The following is a 22,120-nucleotide window of genomic DNA, read 5'->3' as shown; positions in this document are numbered from 1 at the left end:
TATGAAAATTTGCTTAATAGTTGATGATTATATGCCCCATAGCATCAAGGTTGCTGCTAAGATGATGCATGAATTGGCTTGTGAGTTTATCAATCAAGGTCATGAAGTGACTGTCATCACACCATCTCCAGAACTCAATAAGAATACTGAAATAACTAAACTTGATGATGTAACGGTTTGCCGATTTAAAAGTGGTGCAATCAAAAATGTAGGCAAGATTAAAAGAGCAATCAATGAAACACTATTATCTTACTATGCATGGAAAAACTTTAAGTCTTACTTCGAAGATAATAGGCATGACATGATTGTTTATTATTCGCCTTCAATTTTTTGGAGTGGATTGGTAAAACAACTCAAAAAAACCTGGGATGCTCCTAGCTACTTGATATTGCGAGACCTTTTCCCTCAGTGGGCTGTCGACCAAGGTTTGATTCGAAAAGGCTCAATAATAGAAAAATATTTTCGTTATTTTGAAAAAAGAAATTATGCTGCTGCAAATACAATTGGACTAATGTCTCAGAAAAATTTAGAGTGGTTTAAACAAACTGTTGCTACAAATGTGAAATTAGAAGTTTTGTATAATTGGGCTGCAAATACACCTGTAGAGTCTCGTAATTTTTATAAAAAGGCACTTAAAATTGAAGATAAAGTTGTTTATTTTTATGGTGGAAATATAGGCCATGCTCAGGATATGATGAACATCGTCAGACTAGCTAAAAACATGAATTCTCATGATAAAGCCCACTTCGTTTTAGTAGGCGCTGGTGATGAAGTGGTGTTGGTAAGGGATGCAATAGAAAAAAGTAGGCTAACAAATATGACACTTTTGCCATCAGTTGGACAAGATGAGTTTAAGCAAATGTTAGCTGAATTTGATGTTGGTTTATTTACACTTCACAAAGATCACACAACGCATAATTTTCCTGGTAAATTACTGGGCTATATGGTACAAAAGCTGCCAATACTTGGAAGTATCAACGAAGGAAATGATCTCAAAGAAATCGTCGAAAAGTATGAAGCTGGATTGATAACAATCAATGGAGATGATGAAACTCTTCTTACCAATGCGATACAACTTTTAGATGAAGATTATAGAAAAAAAATTGGAGAAAATGCTCAAGAGCTTTTGAAATCAACTTTTTCAGTCGAAGCAGCGGTTAGGAAAATAATCTGAAGAAAAAAGAAAACAGATGCAAAATATTGGTGACATACAATCAAAAATCTATTGATTGCCGTCTTGAAATTTCGAATTACAATAAATTCGACAATAAAAAGTCTAGGGTAGAAGTTTATTGCTTATTTATACAATAATTTAAAATAATGTTTGATACAATGAAATAATGAATTAACTAGAGAGAGATTATAACAAATGAGACAAAATTATGCTGACACTTAAGCTCATGTCGATTGCACTTTTATCCTACCTATCCATCAAGCTTGTTCAAAAGCAAGCTGTGAGATTGGATTTTTTGGATCTGCCAAATGAACGAAGCCAGCATGTTGAGGTCCTCCCCCGTGGTGCTGGAGTGGGATTTGTATTTGCCTTTTTTATTGGGTGCTTGATATGCTATCCTTCTGTGTTTTTGATAGATCGGTGGATGTTTGTGTCTATCTTAATCGTTTTTATTGCAGGTATCATCGATGATCACCACGGAATCTCTGCACGGTTCAAATTTTTCACAATCTTTTTGGCTGTGTATATCTTATGGATGGATAATTATAGCATCTACACTCTAGGTACGTGGTTTGGGCATCGGATTGATTTGCCGTGGTGGATTGCACTTCCTTTTGGGATGTTTGCTATCGCGGGTTTGACCAATGCTCTCAATCTCATCGATGGGCTTGATGGATTGGCTGGTGGTGTTAGTATCGTGATATTTTGTACCTTTTGGTTCATCGGTCTCAAACATCATGATCATTCGATTGTGATGATATCATCGGTGATGCTGTTTAGTTTGTGTGGTTTTATGCTTCTCAACTGGAATCCTGCCAAAATATTTATGGGAGATAGTGGGAGCCTGACTTTGGGGTTTGTCATCAGTATTTTATCAATGCTCAGCATCCACTATATACCTCCTGTCGTCACACTTTATCTTGGGGCTTTACCTGTGTTGGATACATTGATCGTGATGGTGCGACGGTACCGACGAGGCAAGTCACCGTTCCATGCGGATAAGACGCACATGCATCATATTTTGGTTAGATTTTTTGAAAACAATGTAAAAAAAACGGTACTATTTTTGATTATATTGCAGACGATATTTAGTACGAGTGGTTACATCTTGATTGGTGTCATCCAACATGATACGACGGGATGGGTACCATTTGGTGCGTTTGTAGGATTCGGATTGATTTTTGTATTGTTTTATATGATTTTTACAGGTATTCAAAAAAGGCAATTGGCTGTGGATAAAATGAATAAGATTAATCTTCCCTAAAGCCAAATACTGTAAAATTCAATAAATGAATTTTATAAAGGAGTGTTGCGTTTGCAAAATGAAGAACTTACTCTTGAGGTATTGAGACATCTTGATGATATCAAGACTCAAAAATCACTAGCGGACAAGCTCGGCCTCAGTGTCGGCAAAATCAACTATGTCATGAAGGCACTCATCGACAAGGGTTTTATCAAAGCGGAAAACTTTTTTGCCAACAAAAACAAAAACCAATATCGCTATATTCTCACCCCAAAAGGGATGAAAGAGAAGCTGATATTGACCGAAAAATTTATAGAACGAAAGAAAAAAGAGTACGATGAACTCGTCAAAGAACTCGAAAAGATGAAAGGCTAGCTATGACAAACATCATCCTGTGTGGCGGAAACGGCACGAGATTGTGGCCGATCAGCCGTACGCTGTATCCCAAGCAATTTGTGAAACTTTTCCAAGATCAATCCCTATTTCAGCTCACAGTGGAGCGCAATTCGCAGTTTTGCCAGAAGCAGTTTGTCGTCTCAAATGCCGAGCAGTATTTTCTCGCTCTCGATCAGCTAGAAGAGTTGGGCGCGCACAACAACATGTACCTACTCGAACCCATCGGGCGAAATACCGCGCCAGCCATCGCACTAGCGTGTTTGGCACTGCCCGCAGATGAGGTGGTCCTCGTCACGCCATCGGATCATTTGATCAAAGACCAAGCCGCGTACGAAAAGGTCCTAGCCCGAGCGGCCGTGCTCGCACAAGGAGACGCTCTCGTGACTTTTGGCATACAGCCAACTTTTGCAGAGACGGGATTTGGCTACATCGAAGCAGAAGGTGAAGCGGTGCGTGCATTTCATGAAAAGCCCGATTTTGCTACGGCGACACAGTATCTAAAAGCGGGGAACTACTATTGGAACAGCGGGATGTTTTGCTTCAGAGCCGGTGTTTTCTTGGCAGAATTGAAACACTACGCCCCCAAAATCTATGAGACCTCCAAATACGCGTACGAAAATAGCAAAAAAGACAATCTAATCCGAATCTCTTATGAAGATATGTCCAAAATTCCACAAGATAGTATCGATTATGCCGTGATGGAAAAGTCCCAAAAAGTGAAAATCATCCCATCCGATATCTCATGGAGCGATGTGGGGAGTTTCGATGCGCTCTCATGCGAACTACCCAATGATATCCACAACAACCTGATCATCTCCAACAAAAATGTCGAGACCATAGACATACAAGACTCCATCATCATCGATACGGAAGATGCCCTTTTGGTGTGCAAAAAAGGCAGCAGCCAAAAAGTCAAGGAGATTGTCACCAGACTCAAAAGCGAAAAATCAGACCTCCCCAATATTCACTTGACAGGGCATCGCCCGTGGGGGACGTACACAGTACTAGAAGATTCAAGCGGTTACAAGATCAAGCGCATCGTCGTCAAACAAGGCAAAAGACTCTCCTTGCAGAAACATTTCCACAGAAATGAGCACTGGATTGTACTGAGCGGTTGTGCGACGGTGACGATAGGAGAGCGCGTCTTTATGGTGAGCCCAAATGAGAGCACCTACATCAAAGCCGGTGATATTCACAGACTCGAAAATAAAGGAAAATTGCCCTTGGTGATCATAGAAGTACAAGTAGGCGAATACACAGGCGAAGATGATATCATCAGACTCGAAGATGACTTTGAAAGGAATTAAATGGAAACGAAGAAAGTAGCACTTATCACAGGGATTACAGGACAAGATGGAAGCTATCTGGCAGAATTTTTGCTCAAAAAAGGCTATGAGGTTCATGGACTCAAGCGACGTAGCTCACTGTTCAACACAGACAGGATTGATCATTTGTATCAAGACCCTCATGAAAAAAATGTCAATCTCCATCTACACTTTAGTGATATGACAGACAGTATGAATCTCACACGTATTATCCAAGAGACACAACCTGATGAGATCTATAATCTCGCGGCGATGAGTCATGTGGCTGTTTCATTTGAAACACCCGAATACGTCGCCAATGCAGATGGCACGGGAACGCTTAGGATTTTGGAAGCGGTGCGATTGCTGGGACTAGAGAAAAAGACGAGAATCTACCAAGCGAGTACTTCAGAGCTCTTTGGAAAAGTCCAAGAAACTCCCCAAAGCGAAACGACACCGTTTTATCCGCGTAGCCCTTATGCTGTAGCGAAGATGTACGCTTACTGGATCACAGTCAACTACCGTGAAGCCTATGGGATGTTTGCATGCAATGGCATCCTTTTCAATCATGAATCTCCAGTGCGTGGGGAGACATTTGTCACGAGAAAGATCACCCGTGCGGCGAGCAAAATCGCTCTGGGATTGCAAGACAAACTCTATCTTGGGAACTTGGACGCCAAACGCGACTGGGGACACGCCAAAGATTACGTACGCATGATGTGGATGATCCTACAAACAGATGAACCCGAAGACTGGGTAATCGCCACAGGCAAAACTACCGCCGTGCGAGATTTTGTAAAATTTGCATTTGAATATGCGGGGATTGTGTTGCGATTTGAAAATGAAGGGCTTGATGAAGTCGGAATTGTCGATGCGATTGATCAAGAAAAAGCTCAAAAACTAAATCTCGATCTCTCCCATCTATCGCCGGGACAAGTCCTCGTAGGAGTTGATCCTGCGTATTTTAGGCCGACAGAAGTTGATCTATTGTTGGGGGATCCTAGCAAAGCAGAGAAACAACTCGGATGGAATCGAGAGTACAATCTACAAGAGTTGGTCGATGATATGATGGCCAATGATCTCAAGCTCATGACAAAAGAGCAATACCTCAAAGATGGTGGATATACCATCATGAACTATTTTGAGTAGGCTAAAGATGAAAAAAAACAGTAAAATCTACGTAGCAGGACATCGCGGTTTAGTCGGAAGTGCTATATCTAAAAATTTGCAGCAAAAGGGCTATCATAATCTCATCACAAGAACACATCATGAGCTAGACCTCACAAACCAGCAAGCTGTGGCAGAGTTTTTTGAGCGTGAAAAACCAGAATATGTCATCTTAGCCGCGGCCAAAGTAGGTGGCATCGTAGCCAATAGCATCTATAGAGCGGATTTTATCTACGAAAATCTTCAGATCCAAAACAATGTCATCTATCAAAGTTATGTGCACAAAGTCAAAAAACTGTTGTTTTTAGGCAGTACCTGCATCTACCCAAAAAATGCACGACAACCGATGAAGGAAGATTGTTTGCTTACTAGTGAGCTAGAATACACCAACGAACCCTATGCTATAGCAAAGATTGCCGGTATCAAGATGTGTGAAAGCTACAATCTCCAATACGGCACCAACTTCATCAGCGTCATGCCGACCAATCTCTACGGACCCAATGATAACTTTGATCTAGAGACCTCTCATGTATTGCCCGCACTTTTGAGAAAGATACATCTTGGTAAATGTCTTGAGAGTGTTAAGTGGGAAGAGCTAAGTGCTAAGAGTGATGAAAACTGGGAAAAAATCAAAGTTGACCTAAATCGTAATCCGATAGAGGGAATCACAAGGGAAAACACAAAAGAAGAGATACTAAATATCTTAGAAAAATACGGAATTAAACTTCTTAACACTAAACACTTAGCACCTAGCACTAGTATAGAGATTTGGGGCAGTGGCACGCCAAGACGAGAGTTTCTCTACTCTGAAGATATGGCAGATGCCTGTGTGTTTTTGATGCAAAACATAGATTTTAAAGACATCATAAACCAAGCACCCAAAACCCAAAACCCAAAACCCAAAACTCTTCAGGAAGTCCGAAACACCCACATCAACATCGGAACGGGTGAGGATATCAGCATCAAAGAGCTGGCCAATCTCATCAAAAAGATAGTAGGATATGAAGGCGAGCTCACCTTCAACACCGACAAACCCGATGGCACGATGTTGAAGCGCACAGACCCTTCCAAACTCCACGCCCTTGGATGGAAACACAAAGTAGAGCTAGAAGAGGGGATTAAAATAGTGTATGAGTGGTATTTAAATAACAAATGATATCTAAGATAAAAGCTCTCAAAGAGCATCAAGGTTTTATGAAGTATTTCAAAAACACCTCATGGCTCTTTGGAGAAAAAATACTGCGGATGATTGTGGGATTGTTCGTCGGTGTTTGGGTAGCTAGATACCTAGGTCCTGAACAGTTTGGACTTTTTTCTTATGCGCAGAGTTTTGTAGGGCTCTTTACCGCCATCGCTACTCTTGGGCTTGATGGCATAGTGGTGCGTGAACTTGTTAAAGACGAGAGTCGCAGAGATGAACTCATAGGTACAGCGTTTTGGCTCAAGGTAATGGGTGCCTTTGGCGTTTTACTCATCCTGGCCATAGCTGTAAACTTCACATCAAACGACAGCTATACCAATACACTAGTATTCATCATAGCAAGTGCCACGATATTTCAGTCTTTTAATGTAATAGACTTTTATTTTCAGAGTAAAGTACTCAGTCGTTATGTAGTCTATGCAAATGTGATTTCACTTTTGATATCAAGTATAGTAAAAGTCACACTGATACTCAACGAAGCACCATTAATTGCATTTGCATGGGTTATACTTTTTGATAGTTTTGTTTTAGCATGTGGGTTTATTTATTTCTATATAAAAAACAATTCAACATTTAATATGTGGAACTTAACATTTAAAAAAGAAACTGCACTTTCTCTTTTGAAAGACTCTTGGCCACTCATACTAAGTGGCATAGTTATTTCCATATACATGAAGATAGACCAAGTGATGATAAAGGAGATGTTAGACAATGAAGCAGTAGGACAATATGCAGCAGCAGTCCGTATAAGTGAGCTTTGGTACTTCATCCCAATGGTGATAGCATCTTCTCTTTTTCCAGCTATTATAAATGCCAAAAAACAGAGTGAAGAGTTGTATTATTCAAGACTTCAAAAACTGTATGACCTAATGGTATGGATGGCAATAGCTATTGCTCTTCCTATGACTTTTTTGAGTGATTGGGTTGTAGGGCTACTTTATGGAGAGCAATATAATCAAGCTGGAAGTGTGCTGATGATTCATATTTGGGCTGGGATTTTTGTGTTCTTGGGAGTTGCTAGTGGGAAGTGGCTATTAACTGAAAACTTACAAATATTTTCAACTATAAATACTTCAATAGGAGCAGTTGTGAATATTGTATTAAACTATATACTAATAAAAGAAATCGGTGTTGTTGGTGCAGCTTGGGCGACATTAATATCATATTTTGTTGCTGCTTATTTGAGTCTATTATTTTGGAATAAGACAAGGATTAATTTTTTAAATTTATCAAAAAGTTTATTATTTATAAGGATATTTAATGTTAAAAAAAATGATTAAATCAATTTTACCAAAAAGTGCTAAAGAAAAATTAGTTGATATTAAAAACAACTATTTTGATGGCTATGCTTTAAAGTCATATTCGCAAGAGGGTGAAGATATGATTTTGAGAAGGTTGTTTGAAAAACAGCAAACAGGGTTTTATATTGATGTTGGTGCTCATCATCCAATGAGATTTTCAAATACTTATTTTTTTTATAAACAAGGTTGGAACGGTGTAAATATAGATGCGATGCCAGATAGTATGAAACCTTTTAATAAAATTCGTCCAAGAGATACAAATGTAGAAAAGCCTGTCTCTGATAAAAAACAAGTTTTGACATATTATGCATTTAATGAACCAGCACTTAATGGATTTTCAAACGAGCTATCGGAAGATAGAGCAAGTGCAAATAATAATTATCATATTATATTTGAAAAAGATATAGAGACTTCTACACTAGAAGAGATACTTGACAATAATTTACCTAAAAATCAACAAATAGATTTTTTATCTATTGATGTTGAAGGGCTTGATTTTATGGTGTTAAAATCAAATAATTTTGAAAAATACAAACCAAAGGTTATTTTGATATAGATACTTGGTAGTAGTTTATCTGATATTGATGATAATGAAATATCAAAATTTTTAAAACAATATAACTACTCAGTTTATGCTAAAGCTGTAAATACAGTTATATTTATAAATGATAAATTTTATAACGAAAGATATAAATAAAATGAATTTAGCCCCAATAGTCCTATTTGTATATAATAGACCAGACCACACAAAACAAACAGTAGAAGCACTACAAAAAAATGAGTTAGCAAATAAAAGTGAACTTTTTGTATATAGTGATGAAGCTAAAAATGAGAATGCACGAAAAAGTGTAGATGAAGTAAGAAAGTATCTTGAGTCTATAGATGGATTTAAGAAAGTTACTATAATTAAGCGAGAGAAAAACTGGGGACTAGCTAACTCTATCATTGATGGTGTTACTAGTATAGTCAACGAATATGGAAAGATTATAGTTCTTGAAGATGACTTAGTTACTAGTCCTTATTTTTTGAAGTTTATGAATGAGGCTTTGGAGTTTTATAAGGATGAAAAGAAAGTTTGGCATGTGAGTGGGTGGAACTATCCAATATATTCTATCGAAAAAAATGAAACATTTTTATGGAAAAAAATGAATTGCTGGGGATGGGCTACTTGGAAAGATAGATGGGGATATTTTGACAAAAATCCAAAAGAACTCATGAATTTATTTAATAATAATGAGATTAAAGAATTTGATTTAGATGGAATCGATTCCAATTGGCAACAAGTAATTAATAATTATGATGGAAAAATTAATACTTGGGCTGTTTTTTGGCATACAAGTATATTTAAAAATAAAGGTTTATGCTTAAATCCATATACATCATTTGTAACTAATATTGGTCATGATGGTAGTGGAATACATTGTGGAAATTCTTATGAAAAAGATATAGATATTCTGAATTATTCAAGTGAAATTAATTTTACAAAAAATATTTTAGAAGATAGTATACAAAAGAACTTAGTAAAAAAATATTTGCAAAGTAAAAAGAAGAATATTTTCATAAGGATAATAAATAAATTAGCAAGAATGATTATAGGAAAAAATGTTATAAAATGAGTAAACTAAAAACTCTAATAAAATTTATAATTTACTATTTTATAAATCTAATCATATCACCATCAAAAGAGATAAAACCAAAATCTCTTTTACTTATTCGTCTTGATGCGATTGGTGATTATATAATGTTTAGAAACTTTATTGAAATACTTAAAAAAAGTGAAAAATATCAAGAATATAAAATTACTTTATTTGGAAATAGTGCTTGGGAAAGTTTATCAAAAGAGCTTGATAGTGAGTATATAGATGAATTTATATGGTTGGATAGAAATAAATTTTATAAAGACATTGTGTATAGATACCAAAAACTTAAAAAGATAACATCTCAAGGGTATGAAGTAGTTTTGAGTCCTGTGTATAGCAGAGAATTTTTTTATGGTGATACTATTGTAAATCTTGTAAGTGCAAAAGAAAAGATAGGTAGTTCTGGAGACTTGTCAAATATAAGAAGATGGCAAAAGAGGATAAGTGATAAATATTATACAAAACTTATTTTTGCAAAAGATGAGTTAATGTTTGAGTTTAGTAGAAACAAAGAGTTTTTTGAAAATCTCTTACATGTAAGGCTTGATATTAAAAAACCACATATTGATTTAAAACCAAAAAAGTTACTCTTTGAACTGCCACAAAAATATGCAATACTGTTTATCGGGGCAAGTGCTAGTTATAGAAAGTGGAATATTGAAGGGTTTGTGAACATTGGGAAGTATCTCAAAGAGAAGTTCGGATATGAAATAGTTCTTTGCGGAGCAGCAAGTGACAGTGAAGATGCTTTAAAATTTAAAACTCTTTTTATGGGTGATTATGTAGATTTGGTAGGTAAAACTAGTTTAGTTGAGCTTTTACATGTCATCTATAACGGAAATCTAATGATAGCAAATGAGACGAGTGCACCTCACGCAGCGGTTGCGTTAGAGATGACAAATATATTTGTCATCTATAACGGAAATCATTACGGGAGGTTTACTCCATATCCAAAAGAAGTAAGTGAAAACTATCATGTGATTTATCATCCTGAGATTGAGAAAGATTTGGATGATTATAAAAAACTTTCTAATAGTTATGGGTTTGGAAGTAAATTGGATATAAATGAGATAAGTGTTGAGAGTGTGAAAAATAAAATTGATAAGGTTTTAGGATGAAAATTTTTGTCTTACATGTAAGCAAGCATGCTGAATTTTGTCTCAATGCCAGAGATAAAGTAGTAAAAGAGTTTGAAGCAAAAGTTGTAGCTGGGAAGTGTATTAAACTTTATGAGGATATTTTAAATGCCTAATACAATATGTTTAGATGAAAACTACAGCACCACAAGACTTTTGACCAAAGAAAAGCCAAAGATTGAAAATCATCCCAAAGATAAGTTTGAAAGTGTACTTTTTTTACCCGTGAGCGAAGAACGACAAGGTGAGGGTGGACTTAGGATGAGGGGATACTTCAAAAAAAGTCATGAAGACAAACCTCTCATCAGCATCATCACCGTCGTTTACAATGGTGAAAAATACCTCGAAGAAACCATCCAAAGCGTCATCAATCAAACTTATGATAATGTAGAGTACATCATCATAGATGGTGGCTCTAAAGATAACACGGTTGATATCATCAAAAAGTATGAAGACCAGATAGACTATTGGGTGAGTGAAAAAGATGCTGGAATTAGTGATGCTTTTAATAAAGGGGTAAAAGCTTCTCGTGGCGACTATATCAATTTCCAAGGCGATGGTGATGGTTTTGTATCAGATGATGCCTTAGAAAATGTTTTGAAAGATGTTAATCCAAAAGAAGATATATTTGTGAGTGCAAGGATACAAAGAACACAGGTAGATGGAAGTGAACTATTTGTCTCTAAATATGTAGAGCGTTTTAATCCTAAAACATTACTTTTTAGGATGTCTATGCCTCATCAAGGACTTTTTACACATAAAAGGTATTTTCAAAAATATGGATTGTTTGATATTGATAACACTTTTTGTATGGATTATGATCATTTACTTAGGGCCTATCATCACTTTCCGAAAGTTGTAACAAAAAATATAATAGTCGCAAAATGGAGAGCAGATGGACTTGGGAATGGTCGAACATTAGAGATATACAATGAATATGACAAAATAAAAAGAGAAAACAAGATAGCGAGTACTTTGGTGCTTGATTACGTGAAATATTGGATTTTATTTAAATACTATTTGCGGAAGTTAATAAAAAATGATTAAACAAAAAATTAATTGGATAGATAATATAAAAGCTTTAGGAATCTTAGCTGTTATATTAGGGCATATTGCTTCACCCTTTGGCAGTTTTATCTTTTCTTGGCATATGCCTCTGTTTTTTATGTTGGCTGGTTTTTTTGTTAGATTTGATTTGAGCCTCAAAGAATTGATTATCAAAGATTTTAAGAGACTAATGATTCCATATTTTATCTTTGTTATCGTGGGATTAATTATGGAAACTTTAAAACGAATAGCATTGCATAGAGAAGCTTTGGATTACGTAAACGAGTTTAAAGCAGCATTTATTTGGATGGATATGACATCACTCTTACATACTTATGCCTTTGTTCTATGGTTCTTACCAGCTTTGTTTTTTGCAAGAGTTATTTTAGTTATTCTTAATAAATATATACAAAATATTTTACTTCAATTAGTATTTGTCTTTACGGTGTTTATTAGTAGTTTTTACATAGATTTACCTTTTGGCATTGATAATGCTATGAATGCTTTAATATTTGTATTTATTGGAAATATATTTTTTAGATTCCATCAAGATAATAAAATAGTTTATGTATTGCCTTTTTTACTAATAAGTTCATATTTTTTATTTGGTATACCTACTTTAGATATGTCAACAAAAAGTTATGGACCCATTATTTTAAATATTGCTTGGGCAGTAGCTATGGTAGGAACTTTAGTAATCATCTTTAAAAAACTAAACATAAAAAGTCAAATATTGACACTATGGGGAGGCAACACTATGTTACTTTTTATTATCCATCCATATACAAACAATATTGCTCACATTGTTGTTGAAAAATTGCATTTTGGAGATTGGTACTTAAAGCTATTTATATCACTAGCATTACTTCAATGTTTACTCTTTATAAAATTAAAGTTTGCTCATCGGGGAATACTAAAATATGTATGAGTACATAATCGTTACTCATATCCCCGCATTTTATAAAGTAAATCTTTATAATGAACTAGCTAAAAACTTAAATATACTGGTTGTTTTCATAGCTTCAAATACGGCTGAAAAAAGAGCAGATGACTTTATAGTGCTTAACAATGCAAAGTTCAAATATAAAGTACTATTTGATGGTGATTTTCAAGCAAGAGATGTGATTGAAAATATACAAAAATTAGTAAAATTACTAAAGCAAATAGAATATAAAAAACTCTTAGTCAGTGGATGGGACTTAAAAGAGTTTTGGTACTTAATATTTACAAATCCAAAAGTAAAAAATTGTTTAGCACTAGAATCAACTATAAATGAGAGTAGAGTAGGTGGCATAAGAGGATTTATTAAAAAGATATTTTTAAGTCGTATATCAACTGTCTTTGCATCTGGAAAACTTCATGTAGAACTTTTAAAAGCACTAAAATATAAGAGTGAAATAAAAATTACAAAAGGTGTTGGTATTATCAACAAACCAAACATAGATAATATAAAAAAAGAGTATAGAAAAAGATTTTTATTTATAGGTAGACTTTCAGTTGAAAAGAATATTGAGTTATTAATTGATATTTTTAACGAACTAGAGCAACTTACACTAACTGTTGTAGGAGTAGGACCATTGGAACAAAAACTAAAAGACAAAGCAAAATCAAATATAATTTTTGAAGGTCAAGTAGAAAATCAAAAGATAAAACAGTATTTTGAAATAAATGATATTTTTATATTGCCTAGTATGGCTGAGCCTTGGGGACTTGTAGTTGAAGAAGCATTATACTTTGGTATGCCTGTGATCGTTAGTAAAAACTGTGGTGCTAGTGAGCTTATAAAAGATAAGGTCAATGGCTATGTTGTTGATTTAGACTATTCTAATAGTTTGAAGAGCACTATATTAAATATTGATGATAATATTTATCAGAAGTTAGTTCATTTTGTTAATGAGTTGTCTGTGAGAAAAAAAGATACTGAACAGGTGCAAATATATCTATGAAACTCCTAATAATCCATAATAAATACCAATCAAACAACATAGGTGGAGAAGATATAGTTTATGTTAATGAATTACAATCTTTACAAAAGAAATTAGGTAAAGAAAATGTACTCTCTTATGAAGTTTCAAATGATGATATAAGCAAATTTAAATTAATTTTTGGAATTTGGTTTTCAAAGAAATATTATAAAGAAATAAGAAGTATTGTTGAGGATAATAATGTAGATTTAGTACATGTACATAACTTTTATCCACTACTTACTCCTAGTGCTTTTATAGCTGCAAAAGATGCTGGAGCTAAAGTTGTTCATACCTTACATAATTATAGACTTTGGTGTATATCTGGTGTATTTTATAGGGATGGATTTGGCATATGTGAACTATGTACAAAAAATAGGTTTTCGTTAAAAGGGATTTTCAATAAATGTTTTAGAAAATCTCTCATCCAAAGTCTACTAGCTCAATTTTCTTTTTGGTATTATAGGGCTACTAATGTATTTGATAATATTGATTATTTTTTTGTGTTGACAAATTTTCAAAAAGAAAAAGTACAATTATTAGGAATAAAAGAGAGTCAAATCATTTTAAAGCCAAATAGTTTAAATATTTCAGTTGATATATCTAAAGATAAAAATGGTTACATCTATGTAGGAAGGCTTGAAGAGTCTAAAGGTATTTTTGAGCTTTTGAGAATATGGGATGAATTGGATGAAAAATATATCTTGACTATTATAGGTGGTGGAGATATAGAAGAAGAATTAAGAGCAAAATATACAAAGAAAAATATTATGTTTAAAGGCAAGTGCTCAAGAGAAGAAACTCTTAAAACAATATCAAAGTCAAAGTATTTGATACAACCTTCTCTATTGTATGAAACATTTGGGTTAACTATCATAGAAGCTATGAGTTTTGGTGTTCCAGTTATAGGTTTTGATATAGGAACTCGTAGAGATTTTATAGATGATGGTATAAATGGTTTTTTGAGTGAAGTTAATGAATTAAAAAAAATTATAGAAAAATCTTTTGATTATAAAGAGTATGAAACTTTAAGTGTAAATGCTAATAATACAGCAAGATTTTATGAAAATGATTGTGTAATAGAAAAGCAAATTAAGATATATAAAAATATATTGGAAAACAAATGAAAATATCAATCATCACAGTAGTCTGGAATAATAAAAATACTATACAAGATGCAATAGACTCAGTTTTAAATCAAACATATAAAGATATAGAATATATCGTGATTGATGGTGCGAGTACTGATGGAACTGTTGAAATAATACAAAGTTATGGAGATAGAATCTCAAAATTTGTGAGTGAATCGGATAAAGGGCTTTATGATGCTATGAATAAAGGGATTGCATTGGCCACCGGTGATGCTATCGGTATCCTCAACAGTGATGATTTCTATACAGATGAGTTCGTGATAGAAAAAATTGCAAAAGAATTTGAATCCAAGCATGTGGATAGTGTATTTGCTGATTTGGTTTATGTAAAGCCAGATGATGTCAATAAAGTGGTGAGATATTATGATAGTAGTTATTTTACCCCTTCCAAATTCGCTTATGGATGGATGCCTGCACATCCTACATTCTTTGTGAAAAGAAAATATTACAGAAAATATGGTGTATTTAAAACAGATTATAAAATAGCTGCAGATTATGAAATCTTAACCAGATTTTTAGCAAAATACTCTATTAGCTATAGTTATCTAAAAGAACCAATAATAAAGATGAGAATAGGTGGTATTAGCACGCAAGGGCTTAAAAGTAATTATATATTAAATAAAGAGATTATCCGTGCTTGCAAAGAAAATAATATATACACCAACTGGTTTATGGTGTTATCAAAATATCCTCGAAAAATATTAGGATTGTTTCAAAGATGAAAATTTTAATACTAGGAGTAAAATTATGACAGCGATGATTTCGTTATTACCAATCTTTGGGTATGCATCGATTTTCTATATTTATTTTAGAAAATCCGTGTCCGTTTCAATATTTTTTTCCATTTCTGCGATTATCTCTGTCCTCTATATTTTTGGGATGTTTGATGTTTTGAAATATGGAGCTTATTTACTTTTTTATTTTGGGTTCGTGCTTTTTTTATTTTTAGCCTTAAAGTTTCAAACTAAAATGCTTCAAGCAATGAAATCTGTGCCTTTTATGATGTTTGTTTTTTGTAGTGTGATTTATCTCTATTTGATGAAAGATGCGCATTTGTTTTTTTGGGATGAGTATTCACATTGGGGTGCATTTATAAAAGAGATGTATTATTTTGATCATTTTTATGATGCATCCAGTGTTGCTGCAAATTTGAGCTATCCTCCTGGGATATCGATATGGGATTATTTTATCATTAAGCCCATTGGTTTTAGTGAAGGAGGCTTGTATTTCGCATATTTTTTGATACTCTTTAGTGCTACCTTGATGATGTATGAGAGATTGTCTTTTAAACAAATCCACTGGATCGGCTTGATTTTTGTCGTTCAGATGGTTCTCTTTGCAGATTTTGGACATGGTTTTAGCTCGATTTATGTGGACCATGTTGTCGGTGCCGTGTTTGCGGGATTGATTTTGAGTTTTATAGATGAAAAATTCTCGATTAAAAATTTGTATTTATTTATCTTTCCATTGCTTGCGCTGAACCTGATCAAAGAAGTGGGCTTTATATTGGATTTATTTTTCCTAGGCTTTGTCTTTATTGTTCATATTATCAATTCCTCACGAGAAAATCAAGTATCCTATCTTCAAAGTATCAAAAATAATAAAAAAACGATTGCCACTCTTGTTATCCTTTTTATTCTAGTTTTTGCTGCATTTAAAGCTTGGAATATTAGACAAGAATCAGAAGGTATCCACAACAATGGTATTACGATGGGTCAAATTATCACGCATATGACAGAGCCTCTTAGCCCCAAAACGGAGCAAATGGAAGCTGAAATCAGTCGTAGATTTTCCCATGTATTTGTTTCACAACAAGTCAGCAAAAACCAAAATTCACTCAATTACAATGAATTTAGTTTCGGCATCATGCCTACCTATAAAGATACTCTAAAATTGACAGGTTTGGGTGTATTCTTTTTGATACTTCTTTTTTCTATCGTTGTTTATTTTAGCACAAAAAAAAGTGAAAGAAATCTCAATCTTATTATCATTAATCTATTTTTGATCGTTATTTTTGCGATTCATGTGGGGCTATTGTATCTAAGTTATCGCAATGGATTTGGTACTGGAGGACTTAGGATCCCCTCATATGTTAGATATATCAACACTATTATTTTACCGATACTTGTAGTCCAATTTAGTTTGTTACTGCCTCTGTTTCAAGATAAAAGTTCCACCATGAGACAGTTTTTTGCGATGTGTGCTATATTAATTGCGCTTATCGTGATTACCAAACCTTACATGAAGCCATTGTATTCACAATTAGAAAATGGTTTTAGAAAAAATGTCGATTTAGCAACAAAAAATATTGTCAGCAAAGTACCTCAAAAGAAGAAACTATTTGTCATCTTCCCCATCAAAAATAATGGTAGTCTAAACAATATCCTAAAATATTCACTCATCCCAACAAGAGCAACTATCAGTAAAGCTACATTTGCCGATAAAACACCAGAGCAGATGATAGAAATATTTAGTCAATACGATTATATTTGGTTTGCTTCTTTGAACAAGGAGATTTTTGATAAAAGTAAAATGCTTTTAAAAGCCAAAGACAAAAAGCATATTTTTGTCTTATACAAAGTTAACTTAGATGGCCATTCATTTCAGCTAAAACCCATAATATGAAGGTAAAATACATGTTCAATCATCAAGTTATGAGATTTCTTATTGTGGGAGTGATGAATACGATTGTTTATTATACTTTATACAGTTTGTTCCTGTTCTTGGGATTTGATTATAAAATCTCCGTAGCTTTAGCAACGATCCTTGGAGTATTATTTAATTTTAAAAGTTTTGGTAAATATGTGTTTTATAATGATGACACAAGGCTGATCTTTAAATTTATTGGGGTATATATTGTATTGTTTTGTCTCAATTTGTTATTGATAAAATTATTTCATATATTGATAGAAAATTATTATATAGCAGGGTTTTTAGCAATTTTTCCATGTGCGGTTGCATCTTTTTATTTAAATAGAGAATTTGTTTTTAAAAATTGAAGTATCCATTAGTTATAATATAAAAAACCAATGATAATCGTGAGGGTAACATGAATCCAAAAGAAGAAATTGCAATATTGATACCTTGTTTTAATGAGGAATTGACAATCGCTAAAGTCATCAAAGATTTTCAAAAAGAGTTACCAAAAGCTAAGATATATGTATATGATAATAATTCTACCGATGATTCGATGAAACATGCAAGAGCAAATGGTGCGATCATCAAAACAGAAAAAAGGCAAGGCAAAGGTCATGTGGTGAAATCAATGTTTAGAGATATTGATTCAGATATTTATATCATGATAGATGGAGATGACACCTATCCTGCTAAGTTTATTAATCAACTGATACAACCAATTATTGATAATGAAGCGGACATGGTGGTAGGCGATCGGCATAGTAGCGGAGCCTACAAAGATGAAAATAAACGTCCATTACATAATTTTGGTAATAATTTAGTAAAAAGTATGATAAATAAATTATTTCATGCCGAGCTCAAAGATATCATGAGTGGTTATCGGGTATTTAATAAAAAATTTGTTAAAAATATTGCTATTCATAGCGGTGGTTTTGAGATTGAAACCGAAATGACGTTGCATGCACTAGATAAAAACTTTTTATTAAAAGAGATACCTATAGAATACAGGGATAGACCCAAGGGAAGTTTCTCTAAGTTGCATACATTTAGTGATGGCATGCTTGTAATTAAAACGATATTTTGGTTATTCAAAGATTATAAACCTTTAGCTTTCTTCACGATATTGTCATTATTGTTTTTTGTATTGAGTCTGGCCGTGGGAATTCCTGTTATTAATGAATTTATTGATACCTCATATATCAAAAAAGTCCCTTCTGCTATCTTATCCGTTGGCTTAATGCTGATATCAATTGTGTCATTGTTCAGTGGATTTATATTAGATACTATTGTAAAACAGCATAAAGAAAGCTATGAATTGAATTTTATGCGGTGGTTGGAAGGCAATCAAAAATGAAGTTGCTCATCACAGGCTCAAGCGGTTTTGTTGGCAGCTATTTTATCAATAAATACAGCGATAGTTGCGATATCACAAGATTTTCCTTTTTAAAAGATGATTTTAAAAGTTTACATGTAAGCGATATAGATGTCGTGCTCCATCTCTCAGCTCTTGTGCATCAGATGGGTGGTGCGAGTGCCGAAGCCTACGAGCGAATCAATGTCACGCAGACTTTAGCGCTTGCGAAAAAAGCCAAAGAGGGCGGCGTGGCGCAGTTTATTTTCATGAGCACGGTGAAAGTGTATGGGGAAGAGAGCGATGAGGTATATCGTGAAGATAGCGCTTGTCATCCTGAAGATGAGTATGGCAAAAGCAAACTCAAAGCTGAACTTGAGCTACAAAAGCTCCAAGATGAAAACTTTCATGTGAGTATCATCCGGACGCCGATTGTCTATGGATACGGCGTCAAAGCCAATATCAAAAATCTCATCGATTTGGTGAAAAAAGTGCCGATCCTACCCTTGGGCAATATTCCCAACAAAAGAAGCTTCATCTACATCGGCAATCTGTGTCACTTGATCGATGCGGTGATTGGGCAAAAAGCTAGCGGTATTTTTTTAGCGAGTGATGATGCGCCGATTAGTACGAGCGCACTGATCACTCAGATTGCCAAAAATCTTGACAAGACCATATATCTCATCAAAATACCTTTTTTTGAAAATGCCCTAAAGCTTTTAAAACCATCCTTTCACAAAAGACTCTACGGCAATCTCGTGGTTGACAATAGCCAGACCAAAGCAAAACTAAATCTGAGAAATCCTTACAGCACCCAAGAGGGGATTGCTCTGATGATGGGGAATAAAATATGATTTATTTGCTTTTATTTCTCATTTCATTTTTTCTGACCTATATAATCAAAAACTATGCGATTAAAAAGTCGCTGCTTGATATCCCCAATGCGCGCAGTTCACACACCACTCCGACGCCTCATGGCGGTGGAATCGCGATTGCGCTGACTTGGTTTGCAGGAATACTCTTTTTATATTATCATCATGATATACCCAAAACGCTTTTTGATGCGCTTTTGGTGGGGATGCTTATCTCGGGTGTTTCTTATCTGGATGATCTCTTTACTCTCAAAGCGAAGAGTCGCTTGGCCGTACAAGCCATTGTCGCGGTGTTGGGGCTGTACTGCTTGGGTGGATTTTCGACGCTCAATCTGGGGCTTTTTACGATTGATAATCCCATCGTTACCAATCTTTTCGCATTTTTCTTAATCATCTGGTTTATCAATCTTTATAACTTTTTAGATGGGATTGATGGGTATGCTGGTAGTGAAGCGCTGTTTTTATCTTTGGCGGCCTTTTTGCTCTTTGGCGGGAGCCATTTCTTGGTTTTGGCCGTGGCGGTTTTGGGATTTTTATTTTGGAACTGGCATCGGGCGAAGATATTCATGGGCGATGTGGGCAGCACACTTTTGGGCTACAATGTTGCCATCTTTACGATTTATTATGCCAATCAATCGAGTTTAAACTTTTGGATTTGGATTATTTTATTTGGAGCATTTTGGTTCGATGCAACGCTCACACTTTTGAGACGATTCAAAAATGGCGAACGACTGAGCATCGCCCACAAAAAGCATGCCTATCAGCGATTGAATCAAAGCGGATGGAGTCATAGCAAAGTCGTGTTGGCCTCTATCATGATCAACATCACCTCCTTGCTTTTGGTATACTTTAGTCCTAGTATCTTCATCGCTTTTGCTTTGGTGATGATGATGTTGTATGCATGCATCCGATGGATCGATGCGCAAAAACCATTTCAATAACAGGAGATTTTCATGTCACAAAATCAACGTATCAGTTTTTTCATTTTAGGGATTTTTATCTTCCTTGGGCTCTCTTCTTTGGGATATTTGCTCTCCAACGCACTGATTCAATACAAACAATTTGATCGCAGTGTCACCGTCAAAGGGCTCTCCGAGCGTGAGTACCCCGCAGATATTGTCATCTGGCCGATACAATTTACCTCTGCGAGCAACAACTTGAGCCAACTGTATGAATCGGTCGAAAAAGATACACAAAAAATCAAATCTTTTTTACTGACTCATGGTATAAAATCCGATGAAATCACACTCTCAACTCCCTCAATCACGGATAAATCGGCGCAAGAATATGGCAACAATACAAAACCAAACTTTCGATATATCGCCTCGCAAACAGTCACTGTTTATTCCAAACATGTCGAGAAAGTGCGTGCGATCATGAGCGCATTATCCTCACTTGGCAAAGAGGGTATTGTCTTTACAAACCATGATTATCAATCTAGGACCGAATACCTCTTTTCGCGTCTCAATGAAGTCAAGCCCGGCATGATCGAAGAGGCCACAAAAAAAGCTCGAGAAGTAGCTGAGAAATTCGCTCTAGATTCACACAGCAAATTGGGCAAAATCAAGAGAGCCTCTCAGGGAAGCTTTAGTATCACACAACGTGACAAAAATAATCCACAAATCAAGAAGGTCCGTGTTGTCTCAACGGTAGAGTATTATTTATCAGATTAGAGATAAAAATGACAACTTTAAGTAAAAAAATATTTACTTAGTTGTAAAATTCTACTTTAATTTAAAAAATGATAAAAAAGTAGTCCCATATGAACCAAATTTCCATAGAAGAGCAGAAAAGCATCACGACGGTTATCATCAAAGCGGCGGTGATGCTTTTAGAACACGGTGCCGAAAGTCGGCTGATTGAGCAGATATCCTTGCGTTTCGGCAAGGCTTTGGGCTGTGATTCGGTTGAGATGTCGCTCATCCCCTCCGCAGTAGTTTTGACAACGTTGGTATCTGAAAATTCCCATACCACGACTCGAAGAGCTCACAGACAGCCGATTAATATGTCGGTGGTCCATGAAATCTTACAGATCTGTATCTCTTGTGAACACCATCATGATAACGTACAAATAGTCCGTGACAAATTGCATGCCATTCGTAGAAATTATTATAACAAGTGGCTCTTGATTGTGACGATAGGACTCTCATGTGCGGCTTTTAGCCATCTTCACGGATCCGATTGGGTTGGTTTTGGGATAACATTTCTAGCTGCAAGTATCGGTATGGGGGTGCGGATATTACTCTCAAGCAAAGATTTTGCTCCATCAATCGTCTTTGCGCTGAGTGCTTTTGTCATCACGCTGGTGGCGAGTTTATCTTCTTATCATGATATCAGTGCGACGAGTAATATTGTACTATCATCAAGTGTTTTGCTTCTTGTTCCTGGATTTCCCTATATCAATGCGATTCTGGATGTGTTCAAAGGCTATTTGAGTATGGCATGGGGGCGTTGGATGCAAGCTACGGTTTTGACGTTCATGACATCGATTGGTATGATTTTAGCCATGAGCCTTTTAAAAATTCAAGGATGGTAA

23 protein-coding genes are annotated in these 22,120 nt (G+C 35.0%); all 23 read left to right on the top strand.

Annotation, left to right across the window (positions count from 1 at the left end; all coding sequences use genetic code 11):
* Position 1: 1 nt before the first annotated feature.
* The 23 genes from SFB89_RS08960 (at position 2) to SFB89_RS08855 (ending at position 22,120) form a co-directional block, all read left to right on the top strand.
* Positions 2-1,174 (top strand): glycosyltransferase family 4 protein, encoded by a 1,173-nt coding sequence (locus SFB89_RS08960; protein WP_331774343.1) that lies wholly within the window; start codon positions 2-4, stop codon positions 1,172-1,174.
* 208 nt (positions 1,175-1,382) lie between these two features.
* Entirely contained in the window at positions 1,383-2,438 is a 1,056-nt protein-coding gene (locus tag SFB89_RS08955) for a glycosyltransferase family 4 protein (RefSeq protein WP_331774342.1), read from the top strand.
* A gap of 42 nt (positions 2,439-2,480) precedes the next feature.
* The gene (locus tag SFB89_RS08950) at positions 2,481-2,792 is read left to right on the top strand and encodes a MarR family EPS-associated transcriptional regulator (RefSeq protein WP_331774341.1); all 312 of its coding nucleotides are present in this window, start codon (positions 2,481-2,483) and stop codon (positions 2,790-2,792) included.
* 2 nt (positions 2,793-2,794) lie between these two features.
* Positions 2,795-4,120 carry a mannose-1-phosphate guanylyltransferase/mannose-6-phosphate isomerase gene (locus tag SFB89_RS08945; RefSeq protein WP_331774340.1) on the top strand — a complete coding sequence of 442 codons (1,326 nt, stop codon included), beginning with the start codon at positions 2,795-2,797 and terminating at the stop codon, positions 4,118-4,120.
* Positions 4,121-5,266 (top strand): GDP-mannose 4,6-dehydratase, encoded by a 1,146-nt coding sequence (gene gmd / locus SFB89_RS08940; RefSeq protein ID WP_331774339.1) that lies wholly within the window; start codon positions 4,121-4,123, stop codon positions 5,264-5,266. It abuts the gene before it with no gap.
* 7 nt (positions 5,267-5,273) lie between these two features.
* Entirely contained in the window at positions 5,274-6,440 is a 1,167-nt protein-coding gene (locus SFB89_RS08935) for a GDP-L-fucose synthase family protein (protein ID WP_331774338.1), read from the top strand.
* Positions 6,441-6,478: 38 nt separating this feature from the next.
* Positions 6,479-7,765 carry a flippase gene (locus tag SFB89_RS08930; protein WP_331774337.1) on the top strand — a complete coding sequence of 429 codons (1,287 nt, stop codon included), beginning with the start codon at positions 6,479-6,481 and terminating at the stop codon, positions 7,763-7,765.
* Positions 7,746-8,342, top strand: coding sequence for an FkbM family methyltransferase (locus SFB89_RS08925; RefSeq protein WP_331774336.1), 597 nt, complete (start codon positions 7,746-7,748; stop codon positions 8,340-8,342). The genes SFB89_RS08930 and SFB89_RS08925 overlap by 20 nt, the downstream gene beginning before the upstream one ends.
* A 142-nt stretch (positions 8,343-8,484) precedes the next feature.
* On the top strand, positions 8,485-9,402 hold the full coding sequence (locus SFB89_RS08920; RefSeq protein ID WP_331774335.1) for a glycosyltransferase: 918 nt from the start codon (positions 8,485-8,487) through the stop codon (positions 9,400-9,402).
* Positions 9,399-10,544, top strand: coding sequence for a glycosyltransferase family 9 protein (locus SFB89_RS08915; protein WP_331774334.1), 1,146 nt, complete (start codon positions 9,399-9,401; stop codon positions 10,542-10,544). The genes SFB89_RS08920 and SFB89_RS08915 overlap by 4 nt, the downstream gene beginning before the upstream one ends.
* Positions 10,541-10,678, top strand: coding sequence for a hypothetical protein (locus SFB89_RS08910; RefSeq protein ID WP_331774333.1), 138 nt, complete (start codon positions 10,541-10,543; stop codon positions 10,676-10,678). Before SFB89_RS08915 ends, SFB89_RS08910 begins: the two co-directional genes overlap by 4 nt.
* Positions 10,671-11,609: a glycosyltransferase family 2 protein gene (locus SFB89_RS08905; protein WP_331774332.1), complete on the top strand. Its 939-nt coding sequence runs from the start codon at positions 10,671-10,673 to the stop codon at positions 11,607-11,609. The genes SFB89_RS08910 and SFB89_RS08905 overlap by 8 nt, the downstream gene beginning before the upstream one ends.
* Positions 11,602-12,537, top strand: coding sequence for an acyltransferase family protein (locus tag SFB89_RS08900; protein WP_331774331.1), 936 nt, complete (start codon positions 11,602-11,604; stop codon positions 12,535-12,537). Before SFB89_RS08905 ends, SFB89_RS08900 begins: the two co-directional genes overlap by 8 nt.
* Positions 12,530-13,555, top strand: a complete 1,026-nt coding sequence (locus SFB89_RS08895; protein ID WP_331774330.1) for a glycosyltransferase — start codon at positions 12,530-12,532, stop codon at positions 13,553-13,555. Before SFB89_RS08900 ends, SFB89_RS08895 begins: the two co-directional genes overlap by 8 nt.
* Complete coding sequence (locus SFB89_RS08890) at positions 13,552-14,700, top strand: glycosyltransferase family 4 protein (protein ID WP_331774329.1); 1,149 nt, start codon at positions 13,552-13,554, stop codon at positions 14,698-14,700. Before SFB89_RS08895 ends, SFB89_RS08890 begins: the two co-directional genes overlap by 4 nt.
* Positions 14,697-15,446: a glycosyltransferase family 2 protein gene (locus SFB89_RS08885; protein WP_331774328.1), complete on the top strand. Its 750-nt coding sequence runs from the start codon at positions 14,697-14,699 to the stop codon at positions 15,444-15,446. Before SFB89_RS08890 ends, SFB89_RS08885 begins: the two co-directional genes overlap by 4 nt.
* A 25-nt stretch (positions 15,447-15,471) precedes the next feature.
* Entirely contained in the window at positions 15,472-17,349 is a 1,878-nt protein-coding gene (locus SFB89_RS08880; RefSeq protein ID WP_331774327.1) for a hypothetical protein, read from the top strand.
* On the top strand, positions 17,346-17,723 hold the full coding sequence (locus SFB89_RS11955; protein ID WP_443082171.1) for a GtrA family protein: 378 nt from the start codon (positions 17,346-17,348) through the stop codon (positions 17,721-17,723). The genes SFB89_RS08880 and SFB89_RS11955 overlap by 4 nt, the downstream gene beginning before the upstream one ends.
* 50 nt (positions 17,724-17,773) lie before the next feature.
* A complete protein-coding gene (locus tag SFB89_RS08875) occupies positions 17,774-18,715 on the top strand; it encodes a glycosyltransferase family 2 protein (RefSeq protein WP_331774326.1) in 942 nt (313 codons plus the stop codon).
* Positions 18,712-19,566, top strand: a complete 855-nt coding sequence (locus SFB89_RS08870) for an NAD-dependent epimerase/dehydratase family protein (protein WP_331774325.1) — start codon at positions 18,712-18,714, stop codon at positions 19,564-19,566. The genes SFB89_RS08875 and SFB89_RS08870 overlap by 4 nt, the downstream gene beginning before the upstream one ends.
* Entirely contained in the window at positions 19,563-20,525 is a 963-nt protein-coding gene (locus SFB89_RS08865) for an MraY family glycosyltransferase (protein ID WP_331774324.1), read from the top strand. The genes SFB89_RS08870 and SFB89_RS08865 overlap by 4 nt, the downstream gene beginning before the upstream one ends.
* A 12-nt stretch (positions 20,526-20,537) precedes the next feature.
* Complete coding sequence (locus tag SFB89_RS08860) at positions 20,538-21,257, top strand: SIMPL domain-containing protein (protein WP_331774323.1); 720 nt, start codon at positions 20,538-20,540, stop codon at positions 21,255-21,257.
* 89 nt (positions 21,258-21,346) lie between these two features.
* Positions 21,347-22,120, top strand: a complete 774-nt coding sequence (locus SFB89_RS08855) for a threonine/serine ThrE exporter family protein (protein ID WP_331774322.1) — start codon at positions 21,347-21,349, stop codon at positions 22,118-22,120.

The sequence above is a fragment of the Sulfurospirillum sp. 1612 genome (assembly GCF_036556685.1).
Lineage (GTDB): Bacteria > Campylobacterota > Campylobacteria > Campylobacterales > Sulfurospirillaceae > JAADIZ01.
The sequence above is the reverse complement of the archived record's forward strand: the minus strand, read 5'-3'. Positions and strand labels throughout refer to the sequence as shown.